The 18,929-nt window shown below is 49.8% G+C and carries 18 protein-coding genes; 2 read left to right on the top strand and 16 right to left on the bottom strand.

From position 1 onward, the window contains the following. The 16 genes from B1757_RS05835 to B1757_RS05760 all read right to left on the bottom strand — a co-directional run. On the bottom strand, nucleotides 1–395 hold a 395-nt coding region (locus B1757_RS05835), incomplete at its 3' end, for a helix-turn-helix domain-containing protein (protein ID WP_143484229.1). 3 nt (nucleotides 396–398) lie between these two features. Then, nucleotides 399–1,403, bottom strand: coding sequence for an acyltransferase family protein (locus B1757_RS05830; RefSeq protein ID WP_101537424.1), 1,005 nt, complete (start codon nucleotides 1,401–1,403; stop codon nucleotides 399–401). 33 nt (nucleotides 1,404–1,436) lie between these two features. Next, entirely contained in the window at nucleotides 1,437–2,237 is an 801-nt protein-coding gene (locus tag B1757_RS05825) for an SGNH/GDSL hydrolase family protein (RefSeq protein ID WP_101537423.1), read from the bottom strand. A gap of 43 nt (nucleotides 2,238–2,280) precedes the next feature. Continuing rightward, the gene (locus tag B1757_RS05820) at nucleotides 2,281–2,550 is read right to left on the bottom strand and encodes an EscU/YscU/HrcU family type III secretion system export apparatus switch protein (RefSeq protein ID WP_101537422.1); all 270 of its coding nucleotides are present in this window, start codon (nucleotides 2,548–2,550) and stop codon (nucleotides 2,281–2,283) included. Next, nucleotides 2,531–3,661: a flagellar hook-length control protein FliK gene (gene fliK, locus B1757_RS05815; RefSeq protein WP_101537421.1), complete on the bottom strand. Its 1,131-nt coding sequence runs from the start codon at nucleotides 3,659–3,661 to the stop codon at nucleotides 2,531–2,533. The genes B1757_RS05820 and fliK overlap by 20 nt, the downstream gene beginning before the upstream one ends. Nucleotides 3,662–3,700: 39 nt before the next feature. Then, nucleotides 3,701–4,495 carry a flagellar brake protein gene (locus tag B1757_RS05810; protein WP_101537420.1) on the bottom strand — a complete coding sequence of 265 codons (795 nt, stop codon included), beginning with the start codon at nucleotides 4,493–4,495 and terminating at the stop codon, nucleotides 3,701–3,703. A gap of 80 nt (nucleotides 4,496–4,575) precedes the next feature. Next, a complete protein-coding gene (locus B1757_RS05805) occupies nucleotides 4,576–7,398 on the bottom strand; it encodes a putative bifunctional diguanylate cyclase/phosphodiesterase (RefSeq protein WP_101537419.1) in 2,823 nt (940 codons plus the stop codon). After that, on the bottom strand, nucleotides 7,395–8,444 hold the full coding sequence (locus B1757_RS05800) for a protein-glutamate methylesterase/protein-glutamine glutaminase (protein ID WP_101537427.1): 1,050 nt from the start codon (nucleotides 8,442–8,444) through the stop codon (nucleotides 7,395–7,397). The genes B1757_RS05805 and B1757_RS05800 overlap by 4 nt, the downstream gene beginning before the upstream one ends. Nucleotides 8,445–8,463: 19 nt before the next feature. Further along, entirely contained in the window at nucleotides 8,464–9,015 is a 552-nt protein-coding gene (locus B1757_RS05795) for a chemotaxis protein CheD (RefSeq protein WP_101537418.1), read from the bottom strand. Nucleotides 9,016–9,021: 6 nt separating this feature from the next. After that, a complete protein-coding gene (locus B1757_RS05790) occupies nucleotides 9,022–9,831 on the bottom strand; it encodes a CheR family methyltransferase (protein WP_101537417.1) in 810 nt (269 codons plus the stop codon). A 2-nt stretch (nucleotides 9,832–9,833) separates the two neighbouring features. Further along, complete coding sequence (locus tag B1757_RS05785; protein WP_172437620.1) at nucleotides 9,834–10,379, bottom strand: chemotaxis protein CheW; 546 nt, start codon at nucleotides 10,377–10,379, stop codon at nucleotides 9,834–9,836. 10 nt (nucleotides 10,380–10,389) lie between these two features. Further along, complete coding sequence (locus B1757_RS05780; protein ID WP_101537416.1) at nucleotides 10,390–12,042, bottom strand: methyl-accepting chemotaxis protein; 1,653 nt, start codon at nucleotides 12,040–12,042, stop codon at nucleotides 10,390–10,392. An 11-nt stretch (nucleotides 12,043–12,053) separates the two neighbouring features. Next, entirely contained in the window at nucleotides 12,054–14,291 is a 2,238-nt protein-coding gene (locus tag B1757_RS05775; RefSeq protein ID WP_216360830.1) for a chemotaxis protein CheA, read from the bottom strand. Continuing rightward, nucleotides 14,288–14,620: an STAS domain-containing protein gene (locus tag B1757_RS05770; protein WP_101537415.1), complete on the bottom strand. Its 333-nt coding sequence runs from the start codon at nucleotides 14,618–14,620 to the stop codon at nucleotides 14,288–14,290. Before B1757_RS05770 ends, B1757_RS05775 begins: the two co-directional genes overlap by 4 nt. Before the next feature lies 1 nt (nucleotide 14,621). Further along, nucleotides 14,622–14,993: a response regulator gene (locus B1757_RS05765; RefSeq protein ID WP_101537414.1), complete on the bottom strand. Its 372-nt coding sequence runs from the start codon at nucleotides 14,991–14,993 to the stop codon at nucleotides 14,622–14,624. A 14-nt stretch (nucleotides 14,994–15,007) separates the two neighbouring features. Then, nucleotides 15,008–15,931, bottom strand: coding sequence for a methyl-accepting chemotaxis protein (locus tag B1757_RS05760; protein WP_101537413.1), 924 nt, complete (start codon nucleotides 15,929–15,931; stop codon nucleotides 15,008–15,010). Nucleotides 15,932–16,316: 385 nt separating this feature from the next. Between B1757_RS05760 and B1757_RS05755 the strand changes: the two genes are divergently transcribed. Then, nucleotides 16,317–17,411 carry an EAL and HDOD domain-containing protein gene (locus B1757_RS05755; RefSeq protein WP_253253736.1) on the top strand — a complete coding sequence of 365 codons (1,095 nt, stop codon included), beginning with the start codon at nucleotides 16,317–16,319 and terminating at the stop codon, nucleotides 17,409–17,411. A 23-nt stretch (nucleotides 17,412–17,434) separates the two neighbouring features. After that, nucleotides 17,435–18,929 (top strand): HDOD domain-containing protein (locus B1757_RS05750; protein ID WP_216360829.1); only part of this gene is annotated, 1,495 nt, incomplete at its 3' end.

The raw sequence follows: 18,929 nt of genomic DNA, 5'->3' as shown, positions 1-18,929 counted from the left end.
AGCGTGTCGGTCTCGCCGACTAGGCGGGCTACGGTCAATACCGGCATCTCCCGCACCAGGGTCATGATCAGCGCTTCGAAGAGCAGGGTGAAATGCGAGCCTTCCCGTGCCCAGGGAACAGATATCTGATGCACTCCATGCTCCTGGCACTTCACACGAGGTACGCGGGCATGGAGATAGGCTTCATGCTGGAAGAAATCCATGTGCCGCCAAGTATGGTCACGGGTATCATGTACCGGACACTCCTCACCACAGACGGAGCAAGCAAAGCGACTACCCTTGGGAAAGTTGATGTGCAGATCCAGGCGTTTCTCCTCCACCGTGAAAGTCACATGATCCACCAACCACGGCGGAACCAATCCTAACGCGAGAGAAAACAGCTCTTCAGGGACCATCAGCTAACTCCAATTCAGGGCACGACCGCTCCACAGCATTCTACCCCCTACCCACTCAATCTGACGAAGAGCCACCGAAAGCACGACCAGCGCATAATCCGCCGCACCATGATAAAAATAATACAGCAGAGAGATGACCGGAACATTCCATAAATACAGAGAATAGGACATTTCTCCCAAAGCGCCGCCCAGTTGCCATTTGATTTGTGCAAAAACTGCAGATCTTTCTGCCGCAAAAATATATAAAGCGGTCAGCAACAACACAGGCAGAGAATACACCACATAATTCAGGTAAGGCGCCAGCAACAGTAAGACAAGAATACCCAGCCCTGCCAAAAGAGCTCCTAAATCATAGAGCAGAGATGGTTTTTTTATCTCCCGGCCATGGAGAATCATGTATCCCAGAATACCGGCCACATAAGAAAAACCATGCCAGGGCAATACATAGGAAGCATTCAGTTGATGGTGAATACCCAGCCAGAAAGCACCGGCGACAGCAATCAGCATCAAGAACAGCATGAGCAGAGCATAAAGCCGCTGACTGCGAATGATACTCCGTAATAAAAAATGCAGTATGTATAATTGTACCAAAAGCGATATGAACCACATGCCAATAAAGGGATGCGGCATAGCAAATGTCTGGAAATACGGTATGTGATGAAAAACCAGATAAAAATTATACACAAAAAGTGATGTGTAGATGGCCGGTTGCCAACTGGTAAGATGCAGAGCAACCCCCAGGATGGCGACTATCCAGGTGACCACCAGCATGGGAATAATAATGCGGGAAAGGCGTTTCATGAAAAATAATCCCAAGTTCTGCAAAAAACCCGCATTACTGCTGTTACGGATGGATTTTTCGATCAAATACCCGGACACGAACAGAAATACATCAACCCCCAGGTAACCACCCGAAAACCACGGACTGTTAAAAGTGATGGTTTCATGCACATGAAAGCCGATAACGCCCAGCATGGCGAGAAATTTCAGATAATCCAGATAGAGCATACCAGCAGTTCCGCCAAAATTCGGTGTATGGATTTAGTGTGTAGTTTCGGTTTTTTGAATATCGTGGGCTATGGCATGAACCATCACCTGAATGCCCTGCCAATTGGGATGGACCAGATCGGTCCAGAAATACTGGGGATGATCACGGCTGAGCAAGTCCCAGCGTACCAGATGGACATTGGGATGGGTGGCAGCGGTTTGCAGGTATAATTGCTGTACTTCGTGCTCCCAGGAGCGGGGCATTTCCGGCATCACCAGAAACACCTGACGATGACCAATCATCCGCAGCAATTCCTGCAAGTCCGAGGGGAGAACCTCGCCATTGGTGCCCAATTCGATGACCACATCACCTACCCCTTGGGTAATCCGGGTTTGTTGCATGGTCTTCCAGATGGGAATGGCACTGGAGAACTGCCTGCCCACCCGGCCACTGATGAGCGCATTGGGAAATACATGGGCAAAGTAGCCCGACCAGCCAGTCAGAATACTATCTCCGATAATAATGACGCCGATGGGATAGGTTTTGGGAAAACGCAGAACGGAACGGGCATCCAGCACATAATCGGGATTGGGAGATTGGGAAAAATCCTTGTGCGCATCAATGATGGCCATTTGATCCAGATACCGCTCGGGCTTTTGAGGAGCAGTAACGGCAGCTGTCCTGGCAGGCGCCGAAAGATTTTCGGGGCCGGGTTTGACCGCATAGGAAGTATTTTCATCCATACAAGCCGCGAGAGCCAGGCTCATGACAAACAGAAGACTGATTTTAACCACGCGAAAAGGATTGACCCGGGCAACATGTGCGGTAAGTTGACGTAACATCTGCGGTGGCATGCGTGTCCTTGCTGGAACTTATGGATCATGACTTTAGCAAAAATCATAGGTCATGCTCAATACGGTACACCCAAGCCAGGACTTCTGCGACGGCCTGATACAATTGTGGAGGAATGTGCTGATCCAGATCGATTTGCATGAGCAAACTTACCAACTCCTTGGATTCATGAACGAATATACCCGCCTCCTTTGCCCTTGCGATAATCTGCTCTGCAATCAGCCCTTGCCCTTTAGCAATCAGGACTGGCGCAGCATCGTCCGTCTGATAGCGCAGTGCTACGGCGCTTTTAGACCTATCCTTGGATGGTTTCATCGGGTCTGAGAATCTGCGAAGTGGCCACTTGCAAACCCAGGTGTTGCAAGCTTTGCGTCAATTCTTCCCAATGGGCGCGCAACAGCGCATCCTGTGCCGCAGTCAGCACAAGATGAAGTGAGGATTTGCGCAACTGTAGTCGGGCTTCCACATGCCCCAGGCGCGGCATGTCCAAAATCAGTGTACTCTCCCAGTGTTGTCCGGAGGCACTTTCATTATCCGGCGAAGACTCAGGATTATCTCCTTCGCGACGCTTCACCATCCAGGTGACATGCTGATCCGGCCAGACAAGCCCCGCCCAGACAAACTGTTGCTGATTGAGGGCCTGAATCTGCTGACCCAGAACCTGCAGTGCGCTCGCGTTCAAGCTGCTGGTAGATGCAGAGCCATCCGACACCTTTAAATCCGCTATTTGCGCATAGGTCGTCACTCCTTGTCTGGAATTTTGGTTTTCATTCGCTAGCATGGCAGGAAGCGGCGATGCCAGACGCTCGCTGGCGGGCGACGAAGCAGGTAACGAAGACGCTGGGAGATGATGCATTTCTGCGCTGCTTGATACTTCCTGGACAAAAGTTTTGCCGGCATTTTGTGGCTCGGCAAGCAGATGCTGGGTCGTCCATTGGCCTTGGCTCCAGGAGGCCAGATGGCTTTCATAAAATATGCCACTAAATTGCAGCGTATTTTGCAAAAAAGTGGCAATTTGCGGCGCAGATCCGTTATTTTCAGGGAGAATTGCTGCAGACTGTACAGCAGATGCCGCACCTTGCGTCAGCTTGGCCAGGTCACTGAGAGATTGTGCCGTTTTCGACAAAGCCAACCGGGCTGATGCAGATGTTGCCGGTTGTCCTATGAACAAAAACTGGGGTTGTTCTCCGCCCCCTAAATAAGTCAGTTGTACTTCCTGACCTGCTGACCATTTTCCCGGTAAATCAAATGCCAGAGCCTTACCTGCCACGGCAAGGGTAGTCTGCTGCTGAGCACTATGCAGCACGATGGCGCTGAGGGTATGGCCTGGCGTTAAGGCTTGTGAGAGCGCATTTGCGGTACTCTGATTCAGGACACTTTCCAGCACCCGGATCGTATATGCGCCCTCCAGTGTCGCGGGATTCATAAGCCGCCTATCCTCGTTCTGCTTTCATGGCGTCAAGCGTCAATGCGACCACCAGCGCTTCAGTTTGGTGCGTAAGGAGTTATCTGACGGTTTTGCCGAACTGCGCAAACCAATACCCAACATGCGCAGTATTTCCCGGTCACGGGTCTGCACATATTGCGCTACTTTTTCCTGATCAGCGGCAGGAGGATCCTGGAATTCGACACCTAATACCACTCCGGTAGCACCAGCCACATGATTATCCACAAAACGGATCACTGCCGGCATATGCAAGGGTTGACTATCACGAATCCTGAACACCAACTGGGTGAGAATTTCATTCGGTTGAAAGGGATGATCCTTCGGGCAGCGACTCATAATGCGGATACCACCGGCACTAATATCCTGCATTCTTCCACCAACCATCAAAGCACCTTGACGGTAGATTTCGACTTCATCGGGATCCTGCACCGTGGGCGGTACCCGAAAAAGCTGGCGGCGCTGCAACTGATAGATTTCTTCAGGATACTGCAGGACGATACCCTCAGCATCATGGCGAATGATCGTACTGCGAAAACCACAGATGACCCCATCCACCCGGGAAAGCAGCGTGATGGCAGCACCAATTTCTATCTGTTCCGGGAAATGCAGGGGAAGATCAATCAGTAACTCGGGCTCGGACTGAACATCCAGCAGAAGGGTGTTGTAGCTTTGCACTTGATTATCCAGCCAGAGGGTGCAAAAAACATGCTCCCGCCACAGATTTTCCAATATGCCCGAGGCCTTGACCGAAGCCGTCACCCGATAACGTTCGGAAAACAAATGGTGACGCATTTCATGAATGGGTTCCGACATAGTACCTGCCCTTTTCCAAAGATCATGGAATATTACCAATACCCATGCCGGCTGTCGTCTCTATATGCGCCACATATTACCTAAACCGATGTACTTTGCTCAGGATGTATCTGTTGCCAGAGCTCCAGGAGATCCCGGGCACCAGCCGGATCCAGGGGACGGATAACAGAAGGCAACAAATAATTTTTCCACAGGAAAAAAGCGTTCTCAGGGAGCGGCGGAGAAAGCAAATAACCCTGGATATGTCGACCACCCAGGAGCAACCATAAATGCAATTCTTCGGGGGTGGAAACCCCCTCTGCTACCAGTTCACAGGCGGTCAGGCGACTGAGCATGTGGCTGGCTCCGGCCACACCAAAACTGGCCTTATCCTGACGAAAAGCGCGAATGAAACTTTGATCCAGCTTCAGCTCATCAAAGTTCAAGCGGGCCACCGAAAGCAACGAAGAATATCCAGTCCCGAAATCGTCCATGGATAACTTGAAGCCACGACTTTGACACCAGGCCATCATCGGTAACACGGATTTGCGTCCCATGACAGAAGCGGTTTCAGTGATTTCGAGGGTAAGTCCATGGCCATCCGGGCACAAAATTTCCACATCTTCCTTAAAAGCAGGATCCAGAAAATGTTTGGCGCCAATATTCAGAGAAACTTGTAAACCAAGGCCCTCACTCTGCATCCTTTGACGCAGACGTACCGCCTCCTGGAGTGCCCAACGACCAAGGATGCGAATCAGGTGAGCGTTTTCTTCCACATAGGGCATGAACTTGCCAGGCCCAATCCAGTGGCCTTGAGGAGGGCACCAACGCGCCAACATTTCTACACCGCTCAAGCAGTTATTCTGCATATCCGCCTTGGGTTGAAGAAAAAACCGAATCTCGCCCCGCTGCACAGCCCCTGGAAAATCACGTCTTACCCACAAACGTTGGCGGGCGCGCCGCGCCACCTCGCCACCGTAAAGCCGGAAAGTATTTCCACCCTGTCGCTTGGCTTCAGACAGCGCTTCATCCGCCTGAGCCATCAGCATACATACTTCGCGGCTATCTGCCGGAAACAACGACCAACCTAATGAGGTAGTCAGATGGGCCTCCAGTGTTTTTTGTGCCGCAGCCTGTACCGCCTGGAGTAAATCCTGGCTATATTGTTCCAGTTGTGTTTCGCCAGAGATAGGGATGAGCAATCCGAATTCATCGCCCCCCACCCTTGCCAGCACCGCATCAGAAAACTGCAGCGTGGTCTTTAACTGCCTGGCAATTTCCTGCAAACACTGATCCGCTGCAAGAGAACTAAAAGATGTATTGATCTCATTGAACAAATCGAGGTCCATTAACCCCAGGCCCCGCATCTCAGTAGCTGAGGACGCAGACTGCAACTGTTCTGAAACCAGATCTGTAAAGTGCGAACGGTTTGGTAATCCTGTCAAAGTATCGGTTTGCAATAAATGCTCTTTTTCTCGAAGATCCTGCAATCGCTCAAGATAACGTTCCAGATCATGCAGTAGAGCTTCCCAATGAGCAATGAGATGATATCCAAACAACCAACGACTGAGGCGGGTAATTTCCAGCACAAAAACCGCTTCTGGCTGACGCGCTGTTTCCGGAATAACCGGCCAGGCAATCACCTCACGGAAGTCTTTCAAGGCTGGATACAGGACAATGACTTTGGCCATTTCACCAGAAACATGGGGAGTACGTGGATCAACGCGCTGCCGCAAACGCCAAGCCAGGGCAGGCAACAGTTGTCCCCAGGGAGAGTTTTCGGGATCTACGCTTAAGGGTAACTGCCGGAGAATATCGACCAGTCCGGGATTGCGAGCGCAAGCAGCAATCACCGATAAACTGTCCCGTTCCGCGCCGGGAATGGCTACATAGGCAGCCAGCGCCCCCGTCCCCAATACACTTAACTGCACCAGACCGGCATATATTTCCTGGGGATTTGCGGCTTTTGCCACCATTTCATGGAGGGTCTGATGGGCCCGTTGATAACGGTTCTCCACAAAACGGCGATACATCCATATGAGTGCCGCACCAGCCAGCGTGGTCTCTGCAGCTAGCAGCAGCAACGTCCAGATATCCAGGCGTTTTAACTGGTGCTGCAAGTCTGGATTTGGTTGAGGATTCCAGCGCGCACTGATGATCCAGGGAGTGTGTTTTACCGGCAGGTCCAGAGCTGCGGTCCAGGCTGCCGGAACAGGCTTTCCCTGCTGCCAGCGTCCATTCTGCCATTGCGCCAGCACCCGGTGATGGTTATCCAGAAGTAGCAAGATGTGCGCACGTTCCAGGCTGGCACTGGCATGTTGATTACCAAAAAAAAGCTCCGCATGACAACTTCGTCCAGCTTTTTTGATGCGCTTTAGAGATGGTTGCAGTGGAACCGCAAAAAGCCGCAACGGGATATGCAGCAAACCTTTTGCATCTGCAAATGGCTGATTGACCCCACCCTGCCAAATGAAGCGGGAGTCGCTCCCAAAAATCAGCGGATAGTTCACCGTAAACTGGGCTGATTTTTGTTCATTCAGATTACAAGACACATTATTGAGCCAAGGATGGACTTTGTTAAAGCGCTGCACCAAGCCCTGACTCAGTTCTCTGGTCGGCAGGCTTGCCATGAATTGAAGATCGCGCATGTGCATTTCAATCATGGCGGAAAGGTTACTGGAAAAGCTTTCGGCCAGATGAACCGCCATATCTTTTGTCCGGTCCCGGGAACGCTCCAGCAGATGTGCCTGCCAACTACCTATGCTGAAAACTGTCAACACAGCCAGACTCACAAAAGCCAGAATAATACCGAGAGTGAAAACCCGCTGAAGTCGTTGAAGTCGCTGCGTGCCATGCATCAATTTATCCAGACTGGCGGACATGACTGTATTTTTAGCAGACAGCGTGGCTTGACTTGAACTCATAGGCGAACGCCCTCCAACGTTCGCGGCAGGCGACTGGCAATATGTGGTAAAGGCACAATCTCATCCACTCCGCCGAGCTTGATGGCTTCTTTGGGCATACCAAAAACTACACAACTGGATTCATCCTGGGCAATGGTGTGCGCTCCTGCTCCATGCATTTCCAGCAAGCCCTGGGCGCCATCATCCCCCATCCCGGTCATGATCACCCCCCAGGCATTGCGCCCCGCTACCTGGGCGACGGAGCGAAACAATACATCTACTGAAGGACGATGGTGCTTGACCAAAGGCCCGTCAAAAACCTGCACGGCAAATTGGGCGCCACTGCGGATAAGGCGCATATGCTTACCGCCCGGCGCAATCAGAGCGCGCCCCGGCAAAACCCGATCACCGTCTCTGGCTTCACGCACTTCTAACGCGCTGACGCTATTTAAACGCGCCGCAAAAGCGGCCGTAAATTTTTCGGGCATATGCTGGACCACCACGATGCCCGGCACCGTGACCGGCAAGGCGCGTAGCAGCACTTCCAGCGCCTGGGTACCCCCTGTACTGGTGCCCACCGCGATGACCTTTTCGGTACTTTTTTGCAAGAGTAAATGCGGAGCAACAGGCAAAGCTGCTGAAACTGGCTGCGGTCGCATGTTACGCAAATTAACTCGGGCTGCAGACTTGACCGCGCGAATGATTTCCGGAGCATCTTTTTGCAGGAAGTCGCGTAGACCGCTCTGGGGCTTCTGGATAATCTGTACGGCACCCGCAGCCAGAGCATCCAGGGTGATTTGGGCACCGGATTCAGCAAGGCTGGAGCAAATAATTACCGGTAAGGGATGCTCCCTCATGATTTTACGCAGGAAGGTCACCCCGTCCATACGCGGCATTTCAATATCGAGAATAACTACATCGGGCCATTGCCGCTGCATGCGGTCCCAGGCAAACATGGGATCCTGGGCTGTGGCCAGTATCGCAATTTCCGGATCCTGACTTAATGCCGCCTGTAAAACCTGGCGCACAACTGCTGAATCATCCACAATGAAAACCTGTATCGTCATATCAGCACTCTTATTGTTTTCATGCATTGCCTGCTTTTATATTTGCCGCTTTTACGTCTGCTCCGTGTCCCGTAAATTTCAGAAAAACGTCGCCTGACCAGATTTCAAAATACAAGTTGCGATGACCGTGTCCGCCCAAATGTGAAGCCGTTACCCGAAAACCCGCCTGGTGCACCAAGTTGCGGGCTGCCCGCACATTTTTACAGGGAACATCACTGCACTCACTTGCGCTGACAGCACGCTGCTCTCTGAAAGAGTGACGAGCTGCCAACGACTGAAACATATTGCCGCCACCAAAAATTTTACATATATATTCACTGGGATAGGTATGTTGTTTCCGCACTTCCTGCAACAAAGTGGCCATGGCTTCATCACCATACCTTCCGTCGAGTCCCGCTGTCGCTACGCAGTGACCGCGCTCGGGCAGTAGAAAATGACACATTCCTCCTACCAATAAATGCGGATGCCAGATTGTGATGGCAATACAGGAACCCAACAGTGTTCTGATACGTGTTTCTTTATCCCCGAAGTACCAGTCTCCGGGTTGGAGAAAAATCTCCATAATAGCCATATAAGCTTATTCCTTCTTATAGACAGCCGGTTGCAATAATTGTAAGTTATCTACAATCCCATTGAGACTTTCTGAATGCCCAACCAGAAAAAAACCTCCGGGACGCAATTTTTGCAATAAGCGCTGACAAATCGCTCTTTTTTCTGGAACCTCAAAGTAGATCAAAACATTGCGCAAAAAAATCATATCGAATTCCCCCACATCTGGCAATGTCTTGTTGAGGTTAATTTGTGCAAAATTGACAAAACCACGAATTTCAGGTGCGATAGAAAAAAAGCCCTCCTGATGCCCCGTTCCCCTTAAACAGTAACGTTTTAAGTAGGCTTTAGGTATTTTTTCAGCGCGCGTCATCGGATATATGGCACGTTCTGCGGTTAATAATACCTGGCTACTCAAATCCGAAGCAAAAATCTCCCATTTTTTGCCCCGCCTTTCCGCGAGAACCATGGCAATACTATAAGCTTCCTCACCCGATGAACTGGCAGCACTCCAGATACGGACCTTGTCCCGGGAGCTCCAGGTGGGTATGGCCTGTTCGCCGAGAAAGGCAAAATGTTTGGGCTCCCGAAAAAAATAGGTTTCATTGGTCGTCAGCAAATCTATAGCTTGCTGGCGCTCCGCACTGTCTTGATGCAGCAACTGCAGATAAGCCTCGTAATTCAAACAATTCCTCGCCCGTAAACGCTTTCCCAAGCGTCCCATGGCCAGGGTTTGCTTGGATGGCCCCAGTGATATACCCGCTTCATGCGCAAGAAATTTTTGAATATGTTGATATTCAGCCGGAGTCAGTATTATTTCGCCCGAAGGAGAGGCCATGATTAGCTCCCCGAATCTACAGCGCCAATTGCATCTGCTTCTGCGGCAACTGCAGACAATGCCGACATCTCTTCCAAAGACAATACGCGTCCCATTTCCAGCAAAATCATAAAGCTTCCTGCCACCTTACCCATGCCCCGTATAAATTCGGTACGTAGTCCCGCCCCAAATTGGGGAGCAGCCTCAATTTGCTCTGCCGTAAATTCCAATACTTCATTCACCGCATCCACAACCACTCCCAAGCGCTGCCGGGAGTGTCCATCCTGTAAATCGAGAATAATAATACAGCTGCGTTTATGGATCTGTGTGGTCGGTCGGCCAAATCTTCTGGCCATATCAATGACCGGGACTACCTGTCCCCGCAAGTTGATGACGCCTACCACAAAATCCGGCATCATTGGAATCTGGGTTGGCACAATATAGGCAATAATCTCTCTGACGCTGGATATATCCAGCCCAAAAGCTTCACCTTGTAATTGCACGATCAGATACTGCCCGGGCCAGGATCGCTGCTCTGTCGATGCACCGCCGACTGCTACCATTTCCATGACGACCTCCTTAGAAGCGGACAAATTCTTGGTGATCGTTATGACTGGCCCCCTCTGACGCACTTTTCAGGTGCGCTACAGAAGCACTTTCCTTATGTCCTGAAGAAAAATCTCGCGTTCCGGATTTTGCAGCCCCACCTCCTGAACGCAGGCGAAAAGCCGCCATGAGCTGTTGCAGCTGTTCAGCCTGCCCACTCATTTCTTCTGCCGTCGCGGCAAGCTCTTCTGAGGCCGAAGCATTTTGCTGGGTTACCTGATTCAGCTGGCCCACGGCCATGTTGATCTGATCAATACCGGTAGCCTGCTCATTGGAAGCCGCATTGATTTCTTGAACCAGGTCAGAAGTCTTGCCAATTGCAGGAACCAGTGCATTCAGTGCACTTCCTGCCTGTTCCGCCACTTTGACGCTGTTACCGGCCAATGTGCCTATTTCTTGGGCAGCTACTTGACTGCGTTCAGCCAATTTTCGCACCTCGGCAGCAACCACGGCAAACCCCTTACCATGCTCTCCCGCCCGCGCCGCCTCAATGGCGGCATTGAGGGCCAACATATTGGTTTGATAAGCAATATCATCAATTATGCCAATTTTTTCGGCAATGTTTTTCATCGCCTGAACCGTATTCGTGACGGCCTCACCGCCGAGTTGAGCTTCCTTCGCAGCACCCGTGGCAATATCGTCGGTAACCCGGGCATTTTCCGCATTTTGCTTGATGGAAGCAGCCGCTTCTTCCAGGGTGGCCGAGGTTTCTTCCACGCTGGCAGCTTGCTCTGAAGCCGCCTGAGATAAGGATTGGGAAGTGGCACTCACTTCCTCTGAAGCACTGGAAAGATTATCCGCAGCACTGCGCACCTCACCAATGGTCTGAGTGAGCTTTTCAACCATCTGCGCCATGGCTGCCATCAAGCGTCCGGTTTCATCCCGGGTACGGGCGACCACCTGCATGCTCAAATCTCCATCGGCTACCCGCTCGGATATGCTGACCGCCTCTGCCAGAGGGCGGGTGATGGAGCGGGACAAACCCCAGGCAATGAGAATCCCCAACAGGATGGAGATCAGGGCAATAATCACAATGGCATCCATGACCAGAGCCACGTCACTGTCACCTTTCTTTTTTAATATAGTCATATTTAGTAAGGCATCGTGCCGTAATTTCCAATTGATCGCATGTAAATGATTTTCCGCTGGTAATGTTGTACCTTGATAATATTGGTTCGCAGACTGAATTTGCTGTTTGGCATTTTTACTCTGGGGGTTAATAGCTGCCAGCAGACTCAGATACTGCTGCGATGACTGAATAAAAGCGATGAAGGCTGCTCTGGACTCCGGCAAAAGCACTTTAGCCTTTGGATCAAGCAGGTGACTTCCCAGAAAAGCATAGTAAGGCATGATTTTTGCGCTAGCAGATGCAATAATTTGCGATGTCTGCTTAGCCTGACCGGGTAATCCATAACTATAAGCAAATGCGATTTTGATTTTGGCCGTGGCCAGCATCATGTCGTCGATTTTATGAAAATTATTTGATACTGTTCCCGTGGCTGTTGCCAAATCATGCTGTAACTTCCCGGCCCCCCACCAGCCGGCTGCACCCACCAGTATCAACAACAAAATAACTAGTGCAAAAGCCAAACCCAAGCGCAGTCCGATACGCATATTCCCAAACATGTTTTTCTCCCTTAATGAACAGGCGCAGATTTTGCGCTGATGGCATAATGACGTTGAATCAAAGTAGGTATATCCAGTATCGGTGCGACATCACCATTCCCTAAAATAGTCACCGCTGAAACCCCTGGAACACGCTCGAATAATTTTCCCAAGGGCTTGATCACAGTCTGTTGATTGCCGAGAATTCCGCTCACGACCACGCCAATTCGCTCCATGCCGTGACGCACTACTACGATATTTCGGCGATTTTCAGTAAAGACTGTTTTTTTGAATACGGTACTCAAATCCAGCAGAGGCAGGGGCTGATCGCGTAACTCCATATAACCTATCGAGCCATGGGTCTGGGGATACTCCAGACATTCTTCTACCGCTTCCGCAGGGATCACATACGTATCTTGTGCCAAGCGCACCAGAAAACCATCAATAATGGAAAGCGTGAGTGGAAGATAAATACGCATTGTCGTCCCCTGGCCGGGTGTCGAGTTTATTTCAATGCGCCCTCGTACAGACTCTATATTCTGGCGGACAACATCCATACCCACACCGCGGCCAGAAATATCGCTGATGGTATCAGCCGTAGAAAATCCCGGAGCAAAAATCAGGGCATAAATTTCTCCGTCACTGAGCATCTGTTCAGCGGTAATCAACTCTTTTTCCAATGCCTTACGACGAATTTTTTCACGATTCAAGCCACCGCCATCATCGCTGACTTCAAGCACAATACCTCCGGAATCATGGCGCGCGTGCAACTTAATACAGCCTTGGGCAGACTTCCCCGCCGCCAAACGTTCCTCTGTCGCTTCAATTCCATGATCCATGGCATTACGCACCAGGTGCATCAAGGGATCAGAAATTTTCTCGGCCATGCTTTTATCGAGCTCAGTACCTTCGCCACTGATCTCGAGGCGGATATCCTTGTTCAGGGTGCGCGCCGTATCCCTTACCACCCGTGGAAAACGCTGAAACAATTCAGCCACGTCGATCATTCTTAACTGCAAGGCACCATCACGGATTTCTTCCACCAGTCTGGCCACTTGCGTGGCAGATTCCAGCCGGGGCTCCAGATCTTCCTGGCCGGCAAACAGACGATTGGCAGCACTGGCAATGACCAGCTCACCTACCAGATCGACCAGATGATCCAAATCAGTGGCGCGCACCCGCAACATCTGACGCTCGGCATTTTTGGACTCTCGCTGTTGCTGCTGCTTTTCCAGAGCCCCATGCACTACAGGCTCCTGCACCATTTGTTGATCTACCAGGATTTCTCCCAGCGGAAGATGTTGGCCTGCTTGATCTGTATCCTCTTGGAGCGCTAAAGCTTTCTCCAGTTCTTCAGACGTGAGTGAACCCACCGCTACCAGAATCTCTCCCAGATGCTGATCAGCTTCTGGAAGTTGCTGAATCATTTTGAGATATGCTGCTATCTGACTGTGTGCAGGCAGCACATGAATCGTGCTGTTGTCTTTTACAAAATCAAAAACATCGAGAATACTGGCTTTGTCGGCAACACTGCGGAAACCTATTTCAAAACCCAAATAACAGGTTTCAGCATCCATTACGCACAAAGCTGGCAAAGCATCGGTCAGGGTAACCAGACCGGTAATTTCGCCAAGTTGCTGTAAATAGCGCAAAAAAGACAAGGGATCCATACCATCCCGAAAGGTATCCGGGCCGAAACGAAGGGAGATATGCCAATTTGCGGCAGTTTTTACCGGATTTTCCGATGGAAATTCATAGTCAGTCCCCGTTGGATTTTCATCTTGCGCATAAACTTCCAGGGCATTTCCTGAAGAAAAGGGCTCTGCTGCCCCCTTTTTTGATACAGAATCAGCTGAGATGCTCTTTTCTTCCAAGGCAGACTGCAAAGCGGCCAGCAAGCGAAGATCTTCAGCAAGAAAATGCTGGTCTAAAGGAGAGGCAGATGCCAGACGATCCAGATAATCATTGATATGATCGCCGCAAGAAAGTAATAGAGTGATATTACTAGGAGTAAGCATCTTACTGCCGGATCGAATCCGATCGAGCAGATTTTCAAGACGGTGCGTAAAACGTACCACCTCTTCCAGACCAAACAAGCCTGCAGAACCCTTGATGGTATGCGCCGCACGAAAAACGGCATTAATTCGCTCCAGATCTGCGCCCTGCTCTTCCATAAAAAGCAAAGCGCTTTCCATATCCTGTAATAAATCTCGGCTTTCTTCAAAAAATGTCTGCAGTGCTGCAGCCATCTGTGGATCCATATCCATCATCCGGGCATCTCCTTGGTCAATACGACCGGATCACCAAAAAAGCTATCAAGGCGGCACAGCTGCAAGGCCTGGATCACGGCAACAGAATGATCTCTCAGGAACAAACGGGAACCCCGACATAAGGCTTCATTTTTGGCAGCAACCAAAACCTGAAGACCCGCACCATCAATTTCACAGACATCTTCCAGGATCAGCTCTAACTCGTGATACTGGGTAAGGGCTATTTGTAGCGTTTCTCTCAGTGCCCCTACCGCATATATATCCAAATCACCGAGCAGACGCATTTGCAGCTTTCCTGAGCTGTTTTCCTGCTGAATATCCAGGCTCATGTCAGGGTAAAACCAGTTTACTGACGGCTGCCAGCATTTGCTGCGGCTGAAAAGGCTTGATGACCCAGGCTTTTGCTCCGGCAGCCTGTCCTTCGCGTTTTTTTTCCTCTTCGGCTTCCGTGGTCAGCATAATAACAGGAGTGAATTTGTATTCCGGTTTTTGTTTAAGGGTTTTTACAAAAGTGATACCGTCCATATTGGGCATATTCACGTCACTGATAATGAGATGGATCTTTTCTGCGGCTGCTAATTTGGCAAGACCATCCACACCATCACACGCCTCAATCACGTTATATCCCCCGCCCTTGAGTGCAATACTCACTACCTGACGCAGTGAAGCTGAATCGTCGACCACCAGTATGTTTTTCGTCATGCGAGATTTCCTTATTAAAAAAAAGTGATTTCCTGGTCCACGGAAGTCGCCGTAGAGGATTCTCCACGGTGAATAGATCTTTCTTCTGAGGTGGTATACTTACCAGACAAAGACTGCGACCATTTTTGCATGCCTTGATCACTGTCATATTGCAGGTGGCCAGGCAGCTCTTCCATGCCCTCCTCCACATGACTGAGGGTTTGACTGACACGATCCTGAAACTGTAAGGCCACGAGTAACTGATCCATTTCTTGACTGATTCCTTCTGCTTCCTGCTGAAGGGTTTCTGCGGAAGCACTCAAATGTCGGGTCATATCTTGCAGACGTTGCAAGACATCACGGATTGAGCGTTCAGCATTGCCCAGAAACTGGCGCTCTTGCTGAATAGTGCTTGCAGACTGATTGACAACGCCACGAATCGAAGTAGTGATTTCTTTGACGCTTTCACCCATCTGTTGACTGGTTTCCTTCGATCGGGTGGAGAGCTTGCGAACTTCGTCGGCCACAACCGCAAAGCCTCTCCCCTGTTCCCCGGCCCGTGCCGCCTCAATAGCCGCATTAAGGGCCAACAAGGTCGTCTGGGAAGCAATTTCACCCACATCTCTGGCCATCGTTTCCAGCACATTCACTTGTTTCAACAAAGCAGAAATGACATTTTGTTGCGATTCATGCTGAGCCGTAACGACGGCGATATGTTTAAGCACACTCAACAGCTCGTTTTCACTACTTTGAAAAAGCGCTCCGAGATCCTGAGAGGAGCCTCCATGTGCATCACCTCTGGAGGCCTGAACCGCATTACCCAAGCGTTGGTGCAGACTGACGAAGCGAGACATAATATCCGCAATAGCTGATTCCATCTGGGTACGTCCGGAACGTACCTGAGAACTCAATACTTGTATGGCTTGACCGAGGGCACTGATAAGGGTTTCTGATGCCATGTTATTGATCCATCCTGGTAGTTTGTCTCAAATCTGATACAGTCAGCGTATTCTACGGCACGCCACCACAAAAACTTTAGGGCATACTGATACAGTTCTTGCCTACGACGCTACGGCTTGTTCCAATAGGCAGGATGCTCAAAATCGACTAACTGTTGCAATACTACGGTTAATAGTTTTTTTAAATTTTAAAATTATTTTTAATCAAAAGGTTATAGAATAAATGAACTCTGCAAATGATCACTCGATCCCACCCAGTGAAGAGGATGAACTGGTTGCTCGACAGGCCATTCTGGGACGGCAGGACGAAATTATTGGCTATGAGCTTTTCGCCCGTAACGAAAACAGCGGCCCCCTGGAAGATCCCTTCCTGTGCTCAGCCCGGGTGTTGATCAAAACATTCAGTGTTTTCAATCCGGAAAACTTGTTAGGCGGGAAACCCGCTTTTATCAACTTTACCAACAGTCAATTTGATGAAAAAAGTCTGGCTTTGTTTCCTGCACGCCAGGTCATTCCCGAATTCACAATTGCGGAAGCACCAAGCAAAGAATTTCTGGGCCAACTTCTCCAGCTTCAGAAGCTCGGTTTTCGACTGGCACTGGATCGTTTTGAGGCCAAGCCCTGGCACATAGCTCTGTTGAAAATTATTGATTTCATCAAAATTGATTGCTTCAGCAACACCCCAGAGCAATGGGAAAAATGGGTCAAGCTCATCAGAAGTTACAAGCTTCCACAACAGCCAGCGATCATAGCGACGCGCGTGGAGACAATCGAACTGGCGCGTCGCTGCTTTGAAGCAGGGGTGGATTACAGTCAAGGTTTTTATTATATGCAGCCCGAGATCATCAAGGGCAAGCCCTTGACCTCCAATCAACATACGATTTTCAATCTGCTCAATCTGTTACTCGAAGAAAATCCAGTCTCTGATATTGAAGAAGCCTTTCGGAGGGATCCCGGACTTTCCTATCAACTGTTACGCTACCTGAACTCTGCCGGAATGACACGCGGCAAAGTCATAGACAGCATTCGCCAAGCCTTGATTTTATTAGGTAGGGAACCCCTGCAACGCTGGCTCACCCTCCTGCTGTTTGCCAGTCGCGGCAGCCACAAATCTCCCATTTTGATCATGGCTGCAACTCGCGCCAAGTTTGCTGAACTTCTCCGCGAGAAGTCTCCAAGAACAAGCAAAGAAGCGGCGGTCTTGAATCGGACTTTTCTCATTGGAATGCTCTCTCTTTTAGATGTCTATTTGCAGCAACCCATGCCAGAGATTCTGAATGATCTAAAAATTTCAGAAGAAATGCGCAAGGCACTCTTGTATAAGGAAGGTGAAGATGGTGCATTACTCCTTTTGATTGATGCTGTGGAGCATGGAGATATAGACACTGTCAAACAGATGGCGCCAAAATGGGATCTAGGCCTTGCTGATATTACTGCTATTTCACTGGAGTCCATGAACTGGGCGGCCAATTTGAAATGATTTTGGGATAGACGATAATGCATATGGATGCTTTTGTACCGCTGCTGGATAAAGGCCGTTGCCCCTCACCCTCCCGGAGCACCCTGGCTCTCATGGAGCTCTTGCAAAATGAAAATGCCGGACTGGACGAGGCTGGAAAATTGATTCGTCTCGATCCAATTTTAACCGCCAAAATCATCAAACTCGCCAACTCTCCATTTTATCGCCCCATCAGACCAATTATCGATTTGGATGAGGCCTTGATGCGCATTGGTTTACAAGTCGTAGTCCGGATGGCGCTGGGTCTCACACTGATCAGCAGCGCGCATGCATCCATACCGGGCTTTGATTGGCATGCTTACTGGTCTAAAAGCTTGTTACGCGCTATTGCTATGCAAGCTTTGGCAAAAACCATAGGAAACTGGCCTGCCGGAGAAGTCTTCACTTTCGGATTATTAAGTGAAATAGGTAGCCTGATGATGGTCTGTAGCGAGCCTGAAAAAAGTGCCGCCTTCAATGCTTCAGCTTTAAGCTACTCACAACAGTATTCTTTGGATAAAGAGTTTTTTGGTTTCAGTCGACACGCGCTGACTGCAACACTTATGCGCCAGTGGCACTTCCCGGAGACAATGATACTAGCCATTGAAAACCATCCCACCACTGTTCAGAAAAATATTGAGCGCCTGGACAATCAAGATACAGATCGCCTAGAAATACTCGCTGATATTCTGGAAACCGGCAGAAGTATTAGCGAATGGGCGATAACATCTTCTGATCGCAGCCTGGAACATCTTCAAGAAAAAATCCGAAGCTGGTGGATAAATACGCCGTCTCTTTCCACTATGCTTGATCAAATTCTCACAGAGTGGGCAGAAGTGGCCGACATTTTTGAGCTATCTCAAAACATACCAGGCCAGGAAAAACTGGAATCTGTGCGTAATGCATTGCTGAATTTGCGGATACATCATGATAGTCCAAACCACAACACATTGCTCCTGGTTGATGATCAAGCCAGCGACCGTGCGCTCTTGCAACGTACGCTGGAGCCTGCTGGATACCACACTCTACAGGCTTCCAGTGCAGATGAAGCTTTTACTCTGATCTATAAAAATGCTCCCAGAATAATATTACTGGACTGGGTCATGCCTGAAATTAACGGACTTGATTTATGCCGCCGCCTGCGTCGGGAGTTTGGCCATCGCTTGTATATTGTGATTCTTACTGCACACTATAATCAAAGTTATGCGGTTGAGGCATTGGAAGCAGGCGCCAATGATTATTTAAGTAAACCCATAGACCGAAATACTTTATTGGCAAAACTGGCCGTTGCGCAACAAATCGTTGCATTCATTGCTACGCTTGAGAGCAATTGTGAACAGCTTATTCATCAGAATAACTCATTGCAATCCATGGCGATGAAAGATGCGTTGACTGGGCTGGCCAACCGGCGTGGAGCCGATGAATTTCTCCAACAATACTGGCCCAATACCTTTCACCACCAAAATATCTTAAGTTGTATCATGATTGACATTGATCAGG

It is taken from the genome of Acidithiobacillus marinus (assembly GCF_002847505.1).
Classification (GTDB): Bacteria; Pseudomonadota; Gammaproteobacteria; order Acidithiobacillales; family Acidithiobacillaceae; genus Acidithiobacillus; species Acidithiobacillus marinus.
Note: the sequence above shows the minus strand (reverse complement) of the source record. Positions and strands in the feature narration are given on the sequence as shown.